The following is an 18069-nucleotide window of genomic DNA, read 5'->3' on the forward strand; positions in this document are numbered from 1 at the left end:
GGCAATGCATGATATGGATGGTTTCAGGACAAAAGGAATGCCTTTGATTAACCCCAGAGTTTCTGGATACGTTCAATAGTCTCTACAACGTTGAGGCGCAGAAAACCAAGGGATATATTTTTACCGAACATGGTAATTAAAAGGAGTTCGTCGTCAATTTTTGAGAAATGAATATTGCAGTCCGTGCCCTTATGAAAAAGGAGTGAGAATTCCTGCTCACCTACCAGCTTCGCCATGGCATCAACTGTTGCAAAGTTACCTGCAGCAAGGGCTGCAAAGGAGTACACATCATACTTTGAAGTGCCATTATCCTTGGCAGTGATGATGTTGCCTGCCATATCTATAATAATGACACAATCGACACCGATCTTGATGAGTTTTTCGGTCAGGATTGCGTCTATTTTTTCAAGCTGTTCCTGGCTAACAACTCCATAATTCATATTGCTACCTCGTGCACGTCAAAGCTATTTATAATAAAGTGTGAAAAATAGTAGTGTTACAATTACAACGAGTATACGCTAGAAAAAAAGATATATGAAGCGGTTTTTGCTGATTCTTCTTTTTTCTCACCCGTGGGAACCAATTTTTATGGTAGGACTTTTTAAGGCTGTAAAAAGGGGCAGGGCGAGAAGCTGTTTTTTTTTTTGAGATGGGCACCGGAAAAACACTTTTTAGAGGAGGTAACACCCTTATTTTTTTACCTTATTTTCAGGGGCAAGTGGCTCGAGCTTTTGCTTGAATTTTGTATTCACCGAGTAGACAAAGGCAAGCACTTCCGCCACTGTTTGATATAATTCAGGCGGGAGCTCTTCGCCAACGGGTACCTTGGCCAGGAGTTCAACCAGGTCTGGATCTTTTTTTATATATATGCCTGCTTTTTCTGCAGATTCTATGATATTGCGCGCAACAACACCTTTCCCTGACGCCACCACCTCAGGAGCTGAACCTTTCTGTTCATCGTAGCGCAAGGCTACGGCTTTTTCACGTTTGTCTGAAGTTGTCATGAATTTTTTTGCGAAAATATTAAGTAGGATGGATGAGCGTAGCGCTTATCCACCGATGTTACCGTTCAGAATCAGCGTGGATGCGCTGCGCTTAGCCACCCTACGTCCGACGTACTGAGCAGCCCGCGGTCGAAAAAACGGTCAAGCCTTGGTGTTAATAACCCCAGCACCGTCAGCAGTACTTTTTTGGAGCAGGGTTTTTGCCGGATCATCTGCTCCAGAAAAAAATTGGGCTGAGCCTACCTCGACTGCTGTCACCCATTTGTCGAGCTCCTCCTTATGTTCGTGCATAAATACCATTTTGTCACGATCTTCAGCAAAAAAACGCAGGTCGAGCCGGTGCTCGGTTTGTTGCATTTCAATTCGCACGTTCCCCAGCCCTTCGAGTTGCAGATGCAGTGTGTATCGTAAGGCGTTTTCGTTGGTCGCGTCGCTGGTTTCATCATCATTTTGCGGTTGATCATCAACAAGGAGATACCCTTGATTCAGAAAAGGCAACGGCAGGGGGAGAAAGAAAAGAAATTCACCGGCCATGCGGAGCTGCAGCATCTGGTAAAGCTCAATTGTTTGTAATAGCTGGCCTGTCTGCTCGCCTGCAGGGGTATTTGTTCCTGTCAGTTGCTGCCCAAGTTCAAGCAAGGCAAATTTCAAGGTTTGAGCGGCTTCCTGGCCTCTATTTTGCGCGAAAAGTTGCTCCATATTGAGGCCCATACGCTCTATCACTTGTTGCAGTTGCCCACCGTCGGGTGGTGTTATTGTGGTTTGCGTGGTTGACGGTAGGGAAAGGGCCAGCGAAACAATGGCTTGTAGTTCTTTGCTTGGCAGGAGGGGTTGGATGGTATTGAAAAGAGCAACAAGCTGCCGGGCTAGCTGCTGGGTTTGTTGAGGTGCCTGCAGGGCAGAGCTTACGGTTTGTTCAAGCAGAGCCAGGGGAATCGACTGTTCTTTACCTGATACAGCCAGAGCGAGCGACGTTGCTCCGGAAAGCTTGTCGAGTAACTGGAGGGTCTGGTTTGCCGCAGTTGTTTCTTGTGGTAAAGCTGGTAATACATTTTGCAGCAGCCCTTCCAGGGTACGTGTTGCCTGTGGTGTGGTTGTCGGGTTGGTCTGTAGCGACTGGATCACTGTAGTCAGGAGGGCGTTGCTGATCGGAGTTGAAGCTTGCTGGGCAGATGGATTCAGTTGCACAGCCGATTGCGAAAAAAAAGAAAGGGTTTGTTTGGCTGCTTCGCTGAGATTTGTCGTGTTGCCGGTCTGGTTGAGTTGTACAAGGTTCTGCAGCAGCGTTTTTTGACCATTCAACGCGTGGAAAGAGGCGCCGATTTGTCTGGTCAGCGTGTCGCCCACAACCTGAAGTTCGACGCCCGGTGAAACTGCCGTAACCTGCAGGTTCAGTTTCTGCCCTACCTGCAGCAGCGCACTGGACTGCGCTTGCACTTGTTTTCCCCCTATATCTAACTGATAGATATTGTTGCCACTTTTACCGGTAATGGTCCCTTGCAGCATTTGCCCCTGGGAAAATGGAAGGGGAGTGTTTCCCTGCCTGCTGTCCTGCCGGCGGTACAGTTGTTGGATATTGAGTGTTGAGGCGGGAGAAACCGGAAAATCCATGGTGTGCCTCATCTAGCCAGTGCATGTCGGCACCTGGCAATTGATGGAAAAAATATTGCATTGTTCCTGTACGTTCATCCGGGCTCATCGGACGGAAACATATGGACCGGCGGTGAACGATAACGCTACTCTACTTCGATATTTTCTCTGAGCTGGCGGCGCTGTTCCTGTAAGCAGCAGGCAATAAGCTGGTCGCGGACATCGCTGCTTATATTATCGAAATGGAGGGCGACCTGATACCGTCTTTTCCTCATTCGGTAAGTGCGGACCACATGGCCGAAGCAGGAAATGGTTTTTTGGCTGGCCGGGTCGGTCATGGTTATGTGAATTCTGTTGGTTGTTTCCGGTTTTTCGGCAAACAAGCCAAGCACTCCGCAACCGCTAAGGTCCACCGTTGTCCCGACCATGCTCCACTTTTTCAATTTCACTTCTTTGGGGCCGGGAAGGTATCCTATTTCGATGGGGGTGTTGATGGAAACTCGAAAAAATTCTCTTAATGCCTCTGGTTTGATGGGTTCGCGGGCAATAAAGCCCAGACGTCGATCATTGATGACGGTGTCAAGTTCTGCAATGATGTTGACACTTGCACCTTTATGTTTGACTGTTAACTGGCAATTAACCCCAAGGAGCAGGTCTTTGCTGTTCCATGTTTTAGGAGGGAAAAAAAGCTCGAAGTAGGGTGATTCGGCTTTTGAAAAAATGGCATTAAAGCGATTGTCTTCATTTTCCTTCGTAGGCAGGTCCACAACGGCTTCTGATCCATCTTTCAGCTGCTCTATGATTTCTTCGATTTTTGCCACACCGTCTTCTTTAGCTATAGTTTAAATGAGTTATGGATTGCTTTTTCCCTGATAATATTGTGGAAGTTATAGCAGGTTTTGTGTCCATTTCAATGGAGAAAATAGAAAATGAGGAGTCTGCAGAAGGATATCCCTGTTAATCCATGACCTACAAGGAATTTTTAACCTGTACCTTCATACGCAGGTGTTTTCGCTGTAATTCAAAACAGCTCGCCATTATTTTATCCCTGTCCTCACTGGCAAGTATATCGAAATGAAACCCAACATGGTACATTGCCTCTTCAATTTTTTCACAGCGGACTACATGGCCTATGCTCTCTATCGTATGCATAAGGCCTGTGGGAAGGGTCAGGTTTATGCGTACTTTTTTCCCTTGCTCCAGTGGCTGGGAAAAGACGCAGAGCACGCCGCTGCCGCTCAAGTCGATCGTCTCGCCTTCGAGGTGCCAACTATCCTGTTCGGCAACGTTTTTGAGCGGATTCACCGGCGTGGCTATGATTGGCGTATGCGCATCAACTCGAAAGTAGTTTCTAGCCTGTTCGTGGCTGATAACCTGTACTGCTTCGAGCTGAAGGGTTTGCTCGTCTGGGACTGCCGTAATATTTGCTGTAACAGATTTTGCCTGGCCACCAAGATCAACGGTAACCAGACAGCTTTTGCCGGCGTCCAGGGTGGAGGGGAGCACGCCTTCCTGGAAAAACAGAAAAAAAGCAGGTGGTGTTGCGGCACCAAAAATACAGTGAATTCTCTCTTTCGGAACACTGTTCGACAGGGGGAGTGTGACCCGGACGGCCTTCTGATCTTTTACCTGAGAAAAAAAATCCTCTAATTGCTGCAAGGGTAACCTCAACTATCGATTATTATCTTTCAACGCTCAATATAAGCTTAGATTGCCACAGGATGCAGGAGAAGCAAAGCAATTTTTTGTGTAACCTAAAGCCGTTGGGGTAAAAAGACGATCAGCCAAGGTTGGCGAAATGAAAAATTCAGGGTTATCCTGCATTGGAGACCAGTTGTCCGGTCTGCCTGGTATGGGAGTGGTAACGGCGCATCATGTTGCTGCCTTGATTGAGCTTGTTTAATTCGTTTTTCTGCACAGCCATTATTGCTTGCATTTGCGGGGTAAGGCGATGGTTCGTATCTTGAATCTTTTGCATTAAATCAAGCAAATCAAGGATTTTGGTGCTGCCTGTTGGATCGCTTACCGTGTTGAGGAGATTGAGTATTTTTTGGTCCAGCTCTTTTGCTTCGTCCTGGCTGTGCATCATCTGTTGGTATTTTTCCAGCATCCTTTCTATGTCCTGCCCAGGGAGAAGCTGTTCGATTTCTGTCATGAGAGCAAGAATGGTACGGTATGTGTCCAACGCTTTTTCAATGATCATCTTTCTTCCTACATTGCAGCTACAAAAGATTTTCGGGGGGCTGGTGGCACGTCGGAGCCAACAGCAGCATACCCTTTTTTGATTGCTTTACTATCCTGCTTGTTGAGCTCTATTGCCTGGGCCCAGGTGCCTCGCAGGTCGCTGAGCATGGTTTTTACTTCTTCAAGTGGCTCTGTATCGTTGTTGACGTTGGCATCTTGCAGCCTGCCCAACATGTAGTTATAAAGAGCATCAAGGTTTTCTGCCAGATTTGCATCTTGGGAGTGATCAAGGGTAGCTGCAAATTCGGAGATGATGGCCGAAGCCTTATTGATGTAATAGGCACGTTTATCGATCATCTCTTTTTCAATAGCCTGGATTCCCATTCCCAAAAAGCGGATGGCACCGTCATAGAGCATCAGCATCAGCTGTTCCGGCGAGGCCGAGTTGACCGTATTGGCTAGGTATTGGTTGGTATAGCCGTTCATCAATTATTGCTCCTGTTTGTTATGCTAGATATATTTGCCATCTGTTGGGTAAGGAAAGACGATTGAGCGTTCATGCCGCTGACCAGCGTTTCCATGGCAGAAAATTGCGCCTCCAGGGTTTTTTGGCGTTGTTCAAGACGCATTTCCATTATTTCTATTCGGCTGTCGATCCGCTTGACATTGCTGTTAATGCTTTGTTTCCTGCCAGAGAGCATACCGGTGGTGGAGCTGGTCATGGATTCCAGGTAGTCGGAAAACTGCTCTGCCAGACCTTTTTTCTCTCCCTCACCAGAAAGCAGGGAAACAACACTGCCCAGATTTTCTTCCACCGCTTGTGATAGGGTCTCGTCATTGACGACCAATGTACCGTCTTGCTGGGTTTCGAACCCCAGTTGTGACAGGGTAGTCAGGGTGCCGGAATTCTCAAAAAGGGAAGTGAGCATGGACTGCAGGTGTCGCTTAATGGAGTTAACCCCGGAATCTCCACTGAGCAGTCCTCCACCTTCACCGTTAATCACTGACTGGCCGGTGATAAAACTGATAACTTGGTTATACCCCTTGGCAAAGGATTCAATGTTTTCCTTTATGGCGCTTTTATCCAGATCTACGGAAAGCTGAGTGGTGGTATCTGTTTCCGCCTTGAGCAGGTCAAGCGTCACGCCGGGGATAGCCTCCTTAACCGTGTTGGAATCAGAGTAAATGTCAATGGTGTCTACTCGTATATGGGCTTGTGCTGCCTTTGTCACTGGCGGATTAACGGTACCGGTTTCATCTTCTACGGCTCCCAGGTCATCGGTGCCGCCGGTCAGTCCTGTAGCATCAACCGAAAAGGATTTGCCAACACTGTCACCGCTTAAAAGCAGGCGATAAGGAGTGGTGGACTCTCCACCAACATTAATTATGCCGGTGGAGATCCCTATATCCGCATCATTGATGGCTTGCATGATGCCTTCAAGGGAATTGTTTTCCGAGGTGATTTCTATAGCATGGCTGGTACCGTCAACGGTTACATTGAGGGTGCCGGTACCGAAGGTGTTGCTGTCTTTGGCCGCAAATCCGCCTGCAGTAACGGATTTTTGGGCCTGGGCAAGACTGACGACTTCCACTGCATAGCTAGTTCCAGCCAGCGCTTCGCTGGAAACAGATGCAGACAAGTGTTCTTCTTCGCTCAGTTTAACACTTCTTTGCTGGAGGGTATCTTCATCCCCGAGAGTGTCAATCGAGTCGAGAAAAGATTTAAGCTTGGTGTCAAGTTCGGTAAAGGCAGAGAGCCTGTTGTTCATCCAGGTTTTATCACCTTCCAGCCTGGTGATGGGGATTCGTTCGAGATTCATCAACTGGTCGATGATCGAACCTGTGTCCATTCCTGAGGCGAGGCCGCTGAATTGTATAGCCATGGTGCTGCTCCGTGCAAAAACTAGCTGACAGTGTTAACGAGATTGCCTCTAATTTCCTGCAAGTGTTTGGTAAGATTTAACAGCTCTTCCGCTGGGATCTGTCTAATAATCTCATCGGTCTCATTGTCCATAATCTTTACCACTAGTTCGTTGGCTGTATCATCCCGTTCAAAGCGAACACTATATATACCATCTTCAGTAAGGGCATTTATCTGGTTGAGAAGTTCTTCGGGTTGGACTTGGGGTTCTTTGTTGTCGACCTGGGGCTGTTGTTCGATTTCCTGGCGTTGCTTTTCGACTTTTTGGACAGGCTCGTTGACTCGGGGTGGGGAAGCTGTTGCAGCACCGATTGTTTCGATCATCATGATATGTACCTCCGTGTATGTATACTATGAATGTTATGTATACTACCAGATTCAGAAGGAACCCGATAAGGGTTCCTTCTGAAAAGGCATCATTAACCGAGCAGACTCAGAGCCAATTGCGGCGCCTGGTTGGCCTGGGCAAGGATGGATACACCAGCCTGCTGCAGGATGTTCTGCTTGGTCATGTTGGAGGTTTCCTGGGCGATATCCGCATCCAGGATTCGGGAACGTGCTGCAGAGAGGTTTTCACTTACATTCTGCAGGTTGGCGATAGTGGACTCAAAACGGTTTTGAATCGCACCAAGGTCACCACGTGAACTGTCGATGGAGGACAGTGCTGCGTCGATAGCAAGGATTGCATCGTTGGCCCCTTCTACATCCGTGATGTCCAAAGTGGCTATTGAATCAGAGGTATCGACATTGAGAACTGCCGTGGCTTGCCCAAGAGCTGCCTGCCCGTTTGCGTTGAGTGTGATTGTTTCGCTTGACTGAAGAGTTACTTGACCTCTGAAAGCTTGGTCATTTGTACCTGTAGCAGTACCTGCAGTGGTGAAGGAAGAAAATACAGTACTCATCGCGAGATTGGTGCCGGTGGTTGCGTCCTGGTTTGCGGCAAAATCCTCGTCGATAATTATGTCTCGTCCATCTTCAGCTTGCAGTTGAAGATTACCATCACTTTTAATAGTAGCAGTAACACCTGTATCGCTAGTTTTATCGTTAATAAAGGTAACCATATCGCTCAATGATATTGTTTCACCATTCGTCATTGCGTTGGATGTGATTGATTCTCCATTTATACTAAGTGAATAGGTTAAAGTATCAAGAGGATCTACAATTCCACTTGCAGCAGATGCAAACAGTCCTGCGCCTTCATTGGCAAATGATTGAGTGTTGTCTGCAGTGGCCGTGACCCCGTCAATATCACTTGCATTAATCGACTGAGCTTTTGCATAAGCACTTGAATCAGTTAACCCCGCAGCAGCGTTAACAGCTGTTGTAGCCTGTACGGCTGAGCCATTGATAGTCAAGGTATTTGCTGCTAAAGCGGCATCGCTAACACCTGCGTAGTTTGCGTAGGAAGCAGTAGCGCCAGCAGCACCACCTGTACCCGCGCTTTGGGTTGCTGTACCTGCTTCATTTACCACTGATCCAACTTGGCTTGCGCGCGCACCTGCAATGGTAAAAGAAATGTTCTGGTTTGCATTTGCTCCGACGTGGAAATTTGCCCCAGTAAAATTACCATCAAGGAGTGTTTTTCCATTGAACTGGGTTGTAGTGGCAATCCTATCCATTTCGCTGATCAATTGATCAACCTCAGCTTGGAGGGATTTTCTGTCGGATGCGCTATTTGTATCATTAGCAGACTGTACAGATAACTCGCGCATACGTTGCAAGATATTCGTACTTTCCTGCATTGCACCTTCAGCGGTCTGCGCTAAAGAAATACCGTCGTTGGCGTTACGTGTAGCCTGATTAAGGCCGCGAATTTGGGCGGTCATGCGATCGGAAATCGCAAGACCAGCTGCATCGTCCTTTGCAGAGTTGATCCGAAGACCAGATGAGAGACGCTGCATGGACTTGTTAAGGTTACCTTGACTTGCGCCCAGGTTACGTTGTGCGTTGAGAGATGCTACGTTTGTGTTGATTGATATTGCCATGATATTCCTCCGTGAATATTAAATAGGCTTATGTTACTTAGTCTGGCATCCTTGCCATGTATATTTTATTGCTGTTAGATTTTTTCGCTGACTAGCGCCTCCATTGCGTTTGAATCGTATATACCTGGTTTTTTTTTATGCAAAATTTTGGGACGTCATTTTCCCTTATTGTATCTATCGAACTGCCTTGAAAGAATCTTTAGGTTTTTTTAAAAAAAAATTATTGCCATGACCCCAATATTACCTCAGGACGATTGCCGATTAGAGCTATCTTCTTGATATAATAGGCTCTTTCTGAATCAGGGGTGACTTGCATATCTTTTTCTTTTTTTGTTTTTTGGAGTACCGATGCAAACCTTTGATAACGAAAGGTAACAATTTTCATCTGCAAACCTCGTGTATATTATATCCGGGAATGACGAGAGGCCATTCCCGGATGGATGATTACTTGATGAGCTCTTTATCCCTGAAGCAACTGGAGAGCCAACTGCGGTGTCTGGTTGGCCTGGGTAAGGATGGAAACGCCAGCCTGCTGCAGGATATTGGACCTGGTCATTTCCGAAGTTTCCTGGGCAATATCTGCATCACGGATACGGGAGCGTGCTGCGGTAAGGTTTTCAGCTACATTTTGAAGGTTGGAGATGGTGGATTCAAACCGGTTCTGCACAGCTCCCAGCTTACCACGGCTGGAGTCCACCGAACTGAGTGCGGCATCGATACGAAGCATGGCCTCATTGGCACCGGTAAGGGTGGTGATGTCGATTACATCGATGCCCTTGGTGGAGTCAACTGTATGGGAAGTGGTAGTACCAAATCCTATGCTGGCAGTTGTACCGCCTAAATCAATGGACTCGGTCGCGGACAAGGTAATTGTTCCTCTTTGGGTAGTGTCTGCAATAACATCTGCGGAGGAACCTGCGTCGGCTATTACAATGTTTCTTCCGTCTTCTGCTGTCAATACGAGTTCTCTTGTTGTTACATCGTATGTTGCTGTTACTCCTGTTTCTCCGGCATTACCATTAATTCCAGAGACCATATCCGCATAATTAACAGCTACGGCAGCGCCGGTTGTGTTGGGCTGGCTGTAGACAGTTTTGCCATTAACAGTCAGGGTGTAATTTCCCGTAGTCGCCGGGACAGTTGGAGGCGTTGCATTTAAGGTTGTGGTAGAAGTTGTTTTCGCATCAACGGTTAGCCCGAAGATACTCGAGTCCCTGATAGCCTCTGCCTTTGCATAGGCTGAGTCCTCGGCCCTGTATGTATCACCTGTAATTGCATAATCCGCACTGGATGCAATGGCTTTGGCTGTTCCATCGGTGCCCACAGTGATGGTTATATCGTTGGCCACATTGGCATCTACGGCAGTATCGCCAATGGCGGTTGTGATATGACCGATCTCGTCAGCTTCTATGCCGTCGATATCAAAGCTTATTGCATCACCTGGGTTGGGACCGACCTGGAACGCCTGCCCCACATAGGAGCCGTCGAGGATTTTGAGGCCATTAAAGGTGGTTGTCTTGGCAATGCGGTCGAGTTCGGAGATGAGCTGGTCCACCTCTTCCTGCAAGGAGCGGCGGTCGGATGCCGAGTTAGTCGCGTTCGCAGCTTGGACAGACAATTCGCGGATACGCTGCAGCAGGTTGGTAGATTCCTGCATGGCTCCTTCTGCGGTCTGGGCAAGGGAAATGCCGTCGTTTGCGTTACGGGCTGCCTGGTTGAGTCCGCGGATCTGGGAAGTCATCCTGTCGGAGATGGCAAGCCCCGCCGCGTCGTCTTTGGCGGAGTTAATACGGAGACCCGAAGACAGCCTCTGCATAGAGGTGTTCAGGTCGAGCTGGGAATTGGCGAGATTGCGTTGGGCATTCAAAGAGCCGATGTTCGTATTGATCGTTAAAGCCATGGTAATCCTCCATGAAATTCTTAGCCTCGGTCGTCCACTGACTTATCCTTCGGCTAACGATACAAACGTAACAACTCTCTCAATGCATCTTTGTCTCTCTCAGTCTTCTTTTCGGTTTATAGGCGGGAACAGTTAAGTGTTTTTTGAGAAAAAATAAAAAAAGCCGCCATCTCAAAGGAGAAGGCGGCTAACGTGTAACTAATAAATATAAGGTGCTATTTCTTTATCTCCGGAAGCGGCGTTTGGGTATCGTAGTTGCCGTCTTCCAGCACCACCTGCAGGGCAAGACTGGTGTCTGGCGAGTAAATAATAGGACCGGCCAGGTTAAGAGTTATTTTTTTATCCTGGTCTACGCTGACGATACTTAACACAAAATATTTATCATTTTCTTTAATTTTTAATTTTTCTCTTTCCCCTTTGTCAGGAGCGATGGCGTAGTCGAGAAAGAAGTTGGTTGGATCAGTTACCGGACAGGCAAAGGCAGGATCATCAACACTTTGGATCCAGAAGAGCGGACCCTCTTTTTTATTGGGAATGACAAGGAAGTTTTTTAAATCCTTCAGTCCGATTAGTCCTTCCGGAAAATGAATAACATTTGCAGGGTCAAATTCTATTTCTCCGAAGCGAGTCTGTATAGTTTTCATTTTTTCACTTTCCTGCTTGCAAGCTCATCACTAAGGATATCAAGGTCTGCCATATCCCACCTTGCCGCTTCAATATTTTCCTCACGAATGCGGTCGTAGACTTCCTGCCGATAAATTTTGGTTTCCCGGGGAGCGTCAATCCCGATACGGACCCCCCCACTTTTCATTTCAATGATTTTGACGGTAATATTGTCACCAATAACAATACCTTCACCGGCTTTTCTGGTCAGCACCAGCATGTCTGCACCTATGATTTTTCCGGAAAAATCTATCCAGAGGGGAAGAATTGAGGACTGTCCTTTCATAGGAAGCAATCAGTACAGATGAAAGATAGATCACCTGTAACTGATTATTTCAACGTCCATATGTTCAATATTGTGTAAACTGCTCGAAAAAGCAAGTGTTTTTAGTCGGTTCTATAAGGGTTAGATAAAATCGAGAATGGAAAGTTGGGAAACCTTGGAGGTTATACTCAGAGCCGCCTGGAAGGCGGTTTCTTGTTGCACGATATCATTGAATACCTCGATGGCGTCTGCGTCCTCATAGCGGGATAACACCTGTTTGAGGTCGATCTGTGCCTCTTCTTGGTGGATCATGGCGGTTTCTACTCGCTTTGCTCTGTTGCCAAGTTGTGAACGAAGCCTACGGTTTTGCTCGGCTGCGCCATCAAGGTCTTGGAGGCTGGTCTGCATTGCCGCCTGGTCATTGGCGCGAATAGCTTCTTCGGCCTGGGTGATTTCTGCAAACAGGTCAAACCTCCCGGCATCAATACCATTCACCGCGTTGCCTGTAGGGTCTGGTGGGTTGTAGGGTGGAGGATTCCAGTTTGTAGAACCTAAAAAAAGCTCATTGCCCGTGAGGTTGGCCTGCAGTTGTTCACCAGAGCTGATTTCAACAAAGGTGGCATTTTCGTCACCAGCATACAACACGGGCCATGTTGTATGATCGTTGGCATCATACCCAGCTGCCGTATAAGATGTGTTGATGGTAAACGGTTTGCTGTCTTCCTGGTAGCCGCTAAAGATGTACTTCCCGTCAACATTCCCGTTTGCAGCATCAAGCATTTCCTGCTTGAGCTGTACCAGCTCATCAGCCAGCACTGTACGGTCCTCGTCACTTAGGCTTCCATTCACTGCATTGACCATGATTTCCTTGGCCCGCTGCATGATGTTTTCGACATGCTCCAAGTGCCCATCGGTGGCTGCCATGATGTCGCCGGTTTTGCCCATTGTCTCCAGATAACGGTCGATGTTGCTGAGCTGCTTCCTGGTATTGAGTACAGGGCGGATGGCAGCCGGGTCATCAGAAGGATTGGATAATTTTTTACCGGTTGCCCCTGTGGTGCGTAATTTTTCAAGATCAAGAGCTACGTCATTGAGCCGTGTACCGAGCATGCGGTAAGTGGTGCCTTGGGTTGCTTTCATCTTTTACCCCTTGAGCTGCAGCAGCGAATTCATCATTTCATCAACAGTGGAAAGAAACTTGGCCGACGATTGAAAACCACGTTGATATTGAATAAGGTCAATCATTTCTTCTTCCAGAGAAACGCCGGAATACCCGTCACGCAGATTTTGCAATTGGACTGTGGTATCCTCTGCGCCTTTGAGCGCGAGGTCGTTTCTGCTTGCTTCAATGCCGACTGTGGAGACCATTTGGCTGAAGAAGGCATCATAGTTGCCATCGGTGCCTGTTACGTTATGGCTTGTTTCCAATGCTGCGATTTTGAGTGCGTTCTCGTTATCACCAGGGGCAGCCGTGTCCTGGCCGGCAGCAGCAATATAGCGACTGTCTGTAAAGGCAGTGGTGATGGACCTGCTGGCGCGAACGTCTGACGGCAGCGCTGTGATATCGGTGAAAAAGAATTGACCGGTGGTGGCGATATCCGTCGTAGGATCGATGAAGTACCCATCATCATGGATATCGTTAACCGAAGAGGTGATGTCAATGGCAAGTGTATCAAGATCATCGTGCAACCCTTCCACAAAAACATCCCGCATTTCGTATATGCCGCGAAACTCCCCACCCAGTTCCTCGCGGCTGATATCTTTGATGGTTCCGGCTATTTCGACCTGGAGTTCGACATTGGTGCCGGTGGTAACCGTTTGAATGGTCATGGCCGTATTGCCCTGGACCAGAGGTGTGCCCCCTGGTAGAACCACTGCGAGCATGCCAAGGTTATCACTGTATGTCTTCACGCCAAGGGTTTGCGAGAGGTCCTGAACCAGCAGATCCCGCTGGTCCCTGGCCGCATTGGCCTGCTGGCCGCCAATTTCTATCTGCCTGATTCTGTCGTTGAGCTTTGCAATTTCAGAGATCTTTTCATTGAGCTGTTCTACCTCGCCGATAATTTCGGTGTTGAGGTTTTGGGTAATGGTGTTGAGCTCATCACTGACCTGACGAAAGGCATCACCCAGGAGTTGTCCACGCTGGAGCACCACGTCTCGTTCCACCGCTCCGCTTGGATTGGTCGTCAGCTCTTGCCAGGCGTCAAAAAAATCGTCAATTTCAGAGGCAAGATTGTCGTCCGATACATTGAAAATACGTTCGAGCTCCGATAGGGTGTTGGACCTGCCGGTTTCTTCACCAAAGGCAATATTACTTTCCTGGAGCTGGCGGCTGATAAAGGAACTGTAGTCCCGACTGACGTCGGATACGGTTACCCCCTGACCTATGAAGAAATCACCGAAATTGACCGCCGGGATCTGCATCAATTCGGCTCGTTGACGCGAATAGCCTTCGGTGTTGACGTTGGCAACGTTGTTGCCGACAATCTCGATGGATTTCTGGTTGGTGCTCAGGCTTGTTTTACCGGCATTCAGAGCGTCAAGGAGTCCTGCCATGTTCGTATTCCTGGATATTGAGTAGTGTGAGTCAGTCCGTTGACGTGGTAAAATGATCCTCTATTTATAGTATCGGCACAAACCGAGAAAGAGTTTAGCTGAGAGCGTATGGTCTTTCTTTTTCAGCTGGGTGACAGGTGGACGGATCGCGGGTGAGTGAGGGGGCATACCATAAAGAGTTTGCTTGCGCTGTAACACCCAGTTTCTGAGCAAACCGAGTGCAAAGAAGAGGGCGGAGCAGCGGTAAAAGCCTGGGTGAGTTAGAAAGAGCTACAACAGGGAAGGGCGATTAGCCCAGGAGTGACAGGAAGAAGGGGGAAAGCGGCTTAAATCCTACCGGAAAGCAGGCGACCGTTCATGGCGGTGTTGTTGGTTGCACCGGTCTGGCCGTAGGTTGTAGGGACTGTTTTTCGACCAAAAAATTCCATGGTCTCTTGGATCCAATTCAGTGTTGCGCGGAATAGGAAGGCATTGCGTCTGTTTTCATCGCTGATCTCACGGGCAAGAGCTTGATCGTCCGGATGCAGTTTTTCGACAACCTGCAAGGTTTGCAGGATTGCTTGTTTTTGTGCCATGTCATGGGCCATGGCCTGCATATCAAGCTGTTTTGCATGTTCTCGTTCGTTGTGGATAGTTTCTCGCAACTGCATGAGCAACTCTCGAACCGATTCGCGGGTCATTATCGTCCCTCAACTAAGAATTTAAGCAGGCTGGAAGCGACTTTGTCCAGTTCAGGCTCGTAAGTACCATTTGCTACCTGAGCTTTGAGTTCTTCAACACGGGCGGCCCGTTCGCTTTTGGAAACATCACTGGTGCTGGTTGCTTCACTCGCTCCCTTGAGAGCAGAAGAAAACGATGCGCCTTGTGCGTTGTCAGCTTTGCCGGATTTTTGCGTTTCACCGGTGCGATTGATTTTGTTGACACCGCCTATTTGTGCCATACCTCTGACTCCAAAAAATTCCACTGTCATCACGTTCACCTGATGTTATTGTTCAACCACAGTTTTGGACTCAGCTACCCAGCTGTCGAGCTTTTCCATAACCGCATCGTAAGTTGCATAGGAGATGTCTGGGAGCCACCCACCAAACGCTTCAAGCGCTTGGTCAAATCCGTTATTAATGCCTTCCTTTATGGCATCGATTCGGGATGGATCTCCGCCGGCAACTCCAACTGCGAACTGGAAAATTCGATCTGAGGTTTTTTCTACACCAAAATACCCGTCATCCGCAACCAATTCTTCGGCTGCTTCAGGGGTGATGGTGGCGATGTCAATCTCAATATCGCCGGCCAATACCTTGGTGTTAATGCCTTGTTCTTTCAGCAGGTTGGCTACCAGGTTTTGCAGCAAACCAAACTTGTCTCCTAGTCTGTTATCGACTCTCATGTCGGTAGAGTAGGTGATTGCCGACGAGGATTCACTCTCAATGGATACAGCGTCCATCGAGCCGGACTGCTTGCCGCTTTCGTCGCTTTGCTTGGTAGAGCTAGCTTCCATGCGGTAATTCCGGTGAGTGTGAATCGCACTGTGCAATTGATTGTGGCTTACACTGTCTATCATTTCCCTGCCTCCCTGCAGTTTGTTGCGACTCGTCCTTGGCCGCAGTACAGATTTTTTCTTTTCTGTACTCTTCTTTTCGGTGGGAAATTGTGAGAACTTTAGTTTTTTTACTGATTTTTTGGGGAAAAAGATGAAAAAAATAAAGTAAGGATAATGGATTGTAATTCCAGATAAATACGTATGCTATGCAATTTGCTGGTGGTAAGGAGAATATCCTTGATGGTGTTGAAAAGATAAAAAAGAGTGAATGCAGCTATTTATTTTCCTGGTTTAGTTTACTTTGCATCTGTTCGTAAATTTGTTTGGCAAGACCGAGGCTCTGTTTTTGTGAGACTTGGGTTGCAATTTCCAGGTCGAGCATTTCTTCATAGATTTTTTCGGCATTGGATTTTGGAAACAGCTTTCCTTCAGGTACGCTTTTCCGCATGGCTTTGAACATGGATTGCACCATGATGGCCTCGAACTCGGCAGCTGCTTTTTTAATGGCTTTGTCATCTTTATTTGTAGAACTGACAGTTTCCTGTTGTTGTACATGCTGCGCTGCTGCAAATGTGAGTTTCGGGTCAATGGGATTCATGATGTGTATTTCCGATTAAAGGACAACCAGTTCACCTTGAAGGGCGCCTGCCGCTTTGATAGCTTGAAAAATAGCAATTAAATCGCGAGGAGTGGCACCAATAGCATTGAGAGCTTTTGCTATATCACCGATATTGACACCCATCTCTAGGACCACCAGGTTGCCGTCCTCTTCGACGACTTCAATGGTCGTCTGCGGTGCGGCCACCGTTTCACCGGCAGCCAGTGGGTTTGGTTGGGATACTTCAATGGATTCGGAAATGACCAGGTTCAGGTTACCATGGGACACTGCTACGGTAGATATGCGTACATCCTGCCCCATAACAATAGTGCCGGTTCGTTCATTGACCACAATCCTGGCGGGTGTATCCGGAGAGATACTGATGTTCTCGATTTCTGAGATAAAAGAAACCAATCCACCAGGGTAATCGTCAGGTTGTATAACCTGGATGGATGTTCCGTCTAGAGACTGGGCTGTGGCGTCACCGAATTGATCGTTGATGGCCTCGGTCATTCTGGTAGCAGTGGTGAAATCTGTTTCCTTAAGCTGAAACAGAAGATTACCGTCTGTGGGCAGGGCAAAATTAACAGTTCGCTCAATAATAGCACCACCGGCAATACGACCCGCGGTTGGAAAGTTTTTTTGCACCTGAGCTGCTTTGCCGCCAAAAGAAATGCCACCAACGGCAAGGGGACCCTGAGCAACGGCGTAGGTTTTGCCGTCAGGCCCTTTGAGCGGTGTCATGAGCAGGTTGCCGCCTGCAAGGCTCGAGGAATCGCCAATGGAGGCCACGTGGATGTCAATAGTTGAACCTGCTCGTGCAAAAGGGGGTAGTTTTGCGGTGACCATGACCGCTGCCACATTTTTGGTTTTCATTTGGCTAAAGACATCCGGTGTGATGGCCATGCCCATTCTTTTGATCATATTAATCATGGCCTGGCGGGTGAAAACCGATTTTTTGATGTCGTCTCCGGTTCCGTTGAGCCCTATGACCAGCCCGTAACCCATGAGTTGATTTTCACGGACTCCCTCTATGTTTGCGAGATCTTTTATGCGTGCTGCTGAAACGGTTTGCACCCATACAGGCAGCAGAATAAAAAGAAGTGTGTATAGTATATATTTTCTTTGCATGGAGAGCCTCTCTAGAAAGGCCAGGTGTTATCCAGAATACGCATCAGCCAGCCTGGTTTCTGTTTGTCTGAAATAGCACCTTTACCGGTATAGGCAATTTGCGCATTAAGAATATTGCCGGAATCTATGGTGTTGGCGGCAGTTATATCAAATGACCTGACAATACCTGTAAGATAAATAATCTGGTTTTCATTGTTCACCGTAACCGATTTGCCGCCGCGGATTTTCATGTTTCCGTTAGGGTAGACCTCAATCACCTGGGTGGTAAGGGTTGCAACCAGATCCTCGCTTCTGGTCGTTTTTCCACCCCCCTTAAATTCATTGCTCAGGTTGGCTTCCACAAGAGAAGACATATTCAAATTAGGGTTGTTCTCTTCAAACACCTTTTCATAGCCAAACAGAGTGGGAATCCCGGCAGTCATACTTGATTCCCGGTCAGTCTCTGTGGTTGCTTCTTTGGATGCACTGGCCTCTTCCTGAATGATCACTGTAACAATATCACCTACGGTTCTGGCCCTGATATCAGCAAGCCAGTTCCCTTCATCTCCTGTCCATAAGGTGCCTGGCGATTGTGGTTGCGGAGCCTTTACTACAGGTGCTTCCAGTGGTTCGGGAATGGAAACTACTTCAGGATTAGGATTACTGCAGCCTGAAAGAAAAAGGGCCAACACCGCACACAGCAGGAACAGGTTGGATAATGGGAATGAATAGTTCGTCTTGTGTATATATTTCATC

22 protein-coding genes and 1 pseudogene are annotated in these 18069 nt (G+C 47.8%); all 23 read right to left on the bottom strand.

The features are described 5' to 3' along the window. Window positions 1–47: 47 nt before the first annotated feature. The 23 genes and pseudogenes from JWH17_RS12115 to JWH17_RS12220 all read right to left on the bottom strand — a co-directional run bounded on the left by JWH17_RS12115 (window position 48) and on the right by JWH17_RS12220 (window position 18068). Window positions 48–440, bottom strand: coding sequence for a roadblock/LC7 domain-containing protein (locus tag JWH17_RS12115; RefSeq protein WP_205222888.1), 393 nt, complete (start codon window positions 438–440; stop codon window positions 48–50). A 249-nt stretch (window positions 441–689) separates the two neighbouring features. Further along, window positions 690–1004 (bottom strand): EscU/YscU/HrcU family type III secretion system export apparatus switch protein, encoded by a 315-nt coding sequence (locus JWH17_RS12120; RefSeq protein WP_205222889.1) that lies wholly within the window; start codon window positions 1002–1004, stop codon window positions 690–692. A gap of 141 nt (window positions 1005–1145) precedes the next feature. Beyond that, complete coding sequence (locus JWH17_RS12125; protein WP_205222890.1) at window positions 1146–2615, bottom strand: TP0910 N-terminal domain-containing protein; 1470 nt, start codon at window positions 2613–2615, stop codon at window positions 1146–1148. A 125-nt stretch (window positions 2616–2740) separates the two neighbouring features. Next, window positions 2741–3415 carry a PilZ domain-containing protein gene (locus tag JWH17_RS24360; RefSeq protein WP_205222891.1) on the bottom strand — a complete coding sequence of 225 codons (675 nt, stop codon included), beginning with the start codon at window positions 3413–3415 and terminating at the stop codon, window positions 2741–2743. 148 nt (window positions 3416–3563) lie between these two features. Next, the gene (locus JWH17_RS12135; RefSeq protein ID WP_205222892.1) at window positions 3564–4253 is read right to left on the bottom strand and encodes a flagellar brake protein; all 690 of its coding nucleotides are present in this window, start codon (window positions 4251–4253) and stop codon (window positions 3564–3566) included. Between the two features lie 154 nt (window positions 4254–4407). Continuing rightward, complete coding sequence (locus JWH17_RS12140; RefSeq protein WP_205222893.1) at window positions 4408–4797, bottom strand: hypothetical protein; 390 nt, start codon at window positions 4795–4797, stop codon at window positions 4408–4410. 8 nt (window positions 4798–4805) lie between these two features. Beyond that, window positions 4806–5264: a flagellar export chaperone FliS gene (fliS, locus tag JWH17_RS12145; RefSeq protein ID WP_205222894.1), complete on the bottom strand. Its 459-nt coding sequence runs from the start codon at window positions 5262–5264 to the stop codon at window positions 4806–4808. Further along, window positions 5264–6661 (bottom strand): flagellar filament capping protein FliD, encoded by a 1398-nt coding sequence (fliD, locus tag JWH17_RS12150; protein ID WP_205222895.1) that lies wholly within the window; start codon window positions 6659–6661, stop codon window positions 5264–5266. The genes fliS and fliD overlap by 1 nt, the downstream gene beginning before the upstream one ends. A gap of 20 nt (window positions 6662–6681) precedes the next feature. Then, window positions 6682–7026, bottom strand: a complete 345-nt coding sequence (locus tag JWH17_RS12155; protein ID WP_205222896.1) for a flagellar protein FlaG — start codon at window positions 7024–7026, stop codon at window positions 6682–6684. A 92-nt stretch (window positions 7027–7118) separates the two neighbouring features. Continuing rightward, window positions 7119–7601 carry a flagellin gene (locus JWH17_RS24090; protein WP_269755849.1) on the bottom strand — a complete coding sequence of 161 codons (483 nt, stop codon included), beginning with the start codon at window positions 7599–7601 and terminating at the stop codon, window positions 7119–7121. An 84-nt stretch (window positions 7602–7685) separates the two neighbouring features. Next, window positions 7686–8684 (bottom strand): annotated as a pseudogene (locus JWH17_RS23790) (flagellin N-terminal helical domain-containing protein); the annotation flags it as partial. A gap of 220 nt (window positions 8685–8904) precedes the next feature. Continuing rightward, window positions 8905–9069, bottom strand: coding sequence for a hypothetical protein (locus JWH17_RS12165; RefSeq protein WP_205222898.1), 165 nt, complete (start codon window positions 9067–9069; stop codon window positions 8905–8907). A gap of 75 nt (window positions 9070–9144) precedes the next feature. Continuing rightward, window positions 9145–10584, bottom strand: coding sequence for a flagellin (locus JWH17_RS24095; protein ID WP_205222899.1), 1440 nt, complete (start codon window positions 10582–10584; stop codon window positions 9145–9147). A gap of 215 nt (window positions 10585–10799) precedes the next feature. Continuing rightward, entirely contained in the window at window positions 10800–11228 is a 429-nt protein-coding gene (locus JWH17_RS12175; protein WP_205222900.1) for a flagellar assembly protein FliW, read from the bottom strand. Then, window positions 11225–11533 (bottom strand): carbon storage regulator CsrA, encoded by a 309-nt coding sequence (gene csrA, locus JWH17_RS12180; protein WP_232371062.1) that lies wholly within the window; start codon window positions 11531–11533, stop codon window positions 11225–11227. Before csrA ends, JWH17_RS12175 begins: the two co-directional genes overlap by 4 nt. A gap of 120 nt (window positions 11534–11653) precedes the next feature. Continuing rightward, the gene (gene flgL / locus JWH17_RS12185; RefSeq protein WP_205222901.1) at window positions 11654–12652 is read right to left on the bottom strand and encodes a flagellar hook-associated protein FlgL; all 999 of its coding nucleotides are present in this window, start codon (window positions 12650–12652) and stop codon (window positions 11654–11656) included. A gap of 3 nt (window positions 12653–12655) precedes the next feature. Continuing rightward, complete coding sequence (flgK, locus tag JWH17_RS12190; RefSeq protein WP_205222902.1) at window positions 12656–14068, bottom strand: flagellar hook-associated protein FlgK; 1413 nt, start codon at window positions 14066–14068, stop codon at window positions 12656–12658. 326 nt (window positions 14069–14394) lie between these two features. Next, window positions 14395–14748, bottom strand: coding sequence for a flagellar protein FlgN (locus JWH17_RS12195; RefSeq protein ID WP_205222903.1), 354 nt, complete (start codon window positions 14746–14748; stop codon window positions 14395–14397). Then, on the bottom strand, window positions 14748–15008 hold the full coding sequence (flgM, locus tag JWH17_RS12200) for a flagellar biosynthesis anti-sigma factor FlgM (protein ID WP_205222904.1): 261 nt from the start codon (window positions 15006–15008) through the stop codon (window positions 14748–14750). Before flgM ends, JWH17_RS12195 begins: the two co-directional genes overlap by 1 nt. Before the next feature lie 45 nt (window positions 15009–15053). Next, entirely contained in the window at window positions 15054–15626 is a 573-nt protein-coding gene (locus tag JWH17_RS12205; protein WP_205222905.1) for a hypothetical protein, read from the bottom strand. Window positions 15627–15879: 253 nt separating this feature from the next. After that, on the bottom strand, window positions 15880–16203 hold the full coding sequence (locus tag JWH17_RS12210; protein WP_205222906.1) for a rod-binding protein: 324 nt from the start codon (window positions 16201–16203) through the stop codon (window positions 15880–15882). Between the two features lie 15 nt (window positions 16204–16218). After that, window positions 16219–17334, bottom strand: a complete 1116-nt coding sequence (locus JWH17_RS12215) for a flagellar basal body P-ring protein FlgI (protein WP_205222907.1) — start codon at window positions 17332–17334, stop codon at window positions 16219–16221. A gap of 11 nt (window positions 17335–17345) precedes the next feature. Further along, the gene (locus JWH17_RS12220; RefSeq protein WP_205222908.1) at window positions 17346–18068 is read right to left on the bottom strand and encodes a flagellar basal body L-ring protein FlgH; all 723 of its coding nucleotides are present in this window, start codon (window positions 18066–18068) and stop codon (window positions 17346–17348) included. Between the last annotated feature and the right edge of the window lies 1 nt (window position 18069).

Origin of the sequence: Desulfogranum marinum (assembly GCF_016918565.1) — a bacterium.
GTDB classification, from domain to species: Bacteria; Desulfobacterota; Desulfobulbia; order Desulfobulbales; family Desulfobulbaceae; genus Desulfogranum; species Desulfogranum marinum.

Bases quoted from the DNA above. Each gene is read 5' to 3' on its own strand.
- JWH17_RS12115 (WP_205222888.1), bottom strand. From the start codon at position 440: ATGAATTATGGAGTTGTTAGCCAGGAACAGCTTGAAAAAATAGACGCA.
- JWH17_RS12120 (WP_205222889.1), bottom strand. From the start codon at position 1,004: ATGACAACTTCAGACAAACGTGAAAAAGCCGTAGCCTTGCGCTACGAT.
- JWH17_RS12125 (WP_205222890.1), bottom strand. From the start codon at position 2,615: ATGGATTTTCCGGTTTCTCCCGCCTCAACACTCAATATCCAACAACTG.
- JWH17_RS12140 (WP_205222893.1), bottom strand. From the start codon at position 4,797: ATGATCATTGAAAAAGCGTTGGACACATACCGTACCATTCTTGCTCTC.
- fliS (WP_205222894.1), bottom strand. From the start codon at position 5,264: ATGAACGGCTATACCAACCAATACCTAGCCAATACGGTCAACTCGGCC.
- fliD (WP_205222895.1), bottom strand. From the start codon at position 6,661: ATGGCTATACAATTCAGCGGCCTCGCCTCAGGAATGGACACAGGTTCG.
- JWH17_RS12155 (WP_205222896.1), bottom strand. From the start codon at position 7,026: ATGATGATCGAAACAATCGGTGCTGCAACAGCTTCCCCACCCCGAGTC.
- JWH17_RS24090 (WP_269755849.1), bottom strand. From the start codon at position 7,601: ATGAGTACTGTATTTTCTTCCTTCACCACTGCAGGTACTGCTACAGGT.
- JWH17_RS12165 (WP_205222898.1), bottom strand. From the start codon at position 9,069: ATGAAAATTGTTACCTTTCGTTATCAAAGGTTTGCATCGGTACTCCAA.
- JWH17_RS24095 (WP_205222899.1), bottom strand. From the start codon at position 10,584: ATGGCTTTAACGATCAATACGAACATCGGCTCTTTGAATGCCCAACGC.
- JWH17_RS12175 (WP_205222900.1), bottom strand. From the start codon at position 11,228: ATGAAAACTATACAGACTCGCTTCGGAGAAATAGAATTTGACCCTGCA.
- csrA (WP_232371062.1), bottom strand. From the start codon at position 11,533: ATGAAAGGACAGTCCTCAATTCTTCCCCTCTGGATAGATTTTTCCGGA.
- flgL (WP_205222901.1), bottom strand. From the start codon at position 12,652: ATGAAAGCAACCCAAGGCACCACTTACCGCATGCTCGGTACACGGCTC.
- flgK (WP_205222902.1), bottom strand. From the start codon at position 14,068: ATGGCAGGACTCCTTGACGCTCTGAATGCCGGTAAAACAAGCCTGAGC.
- JWH17_RS12195 (WP_205222903.1), bottom strand. From the start codon at position 14,748: ATGACCCGCGAATCGGTTCGAGAGTTGCTCATGCAGTTGCGAGAAACT.
- flgM (WP_205222904.1), bottom strand. From the start codon at position 15,008: ATGGCACAAATAGGCGGTGTCAACAAAATCAATCGCACCGGTGAAACG.
- JWH17_RS12205 (WP_205222905.1), bottom strand. From the start codon at position 15,626: ATGATAGACAGTGTAAGCCACAATCAATTGCACAGTGCGATTCACACT.
- JWH17_RS12210 (WP_205222906.1), bottom strand. From the start codon at position 16,203: ATGAATCCCATTGACCCGAAACTCACATTTGCAGCAGCGCAGCATGTA.
- JWH17_RS12215 (WP_205222907.1), bottom strand. From the start codon at position 17,334: ATGCAAAGAAAATATATACTATACACACTTCTTTTTATTCTGCTGCCT.
- JWH17_RS12220 (WP_205222908.1), bottom strand. From the start codon at position 18,068: ATGAAATATATACACAAGACGAACTATTCATTCCCATTATCCAACCTG.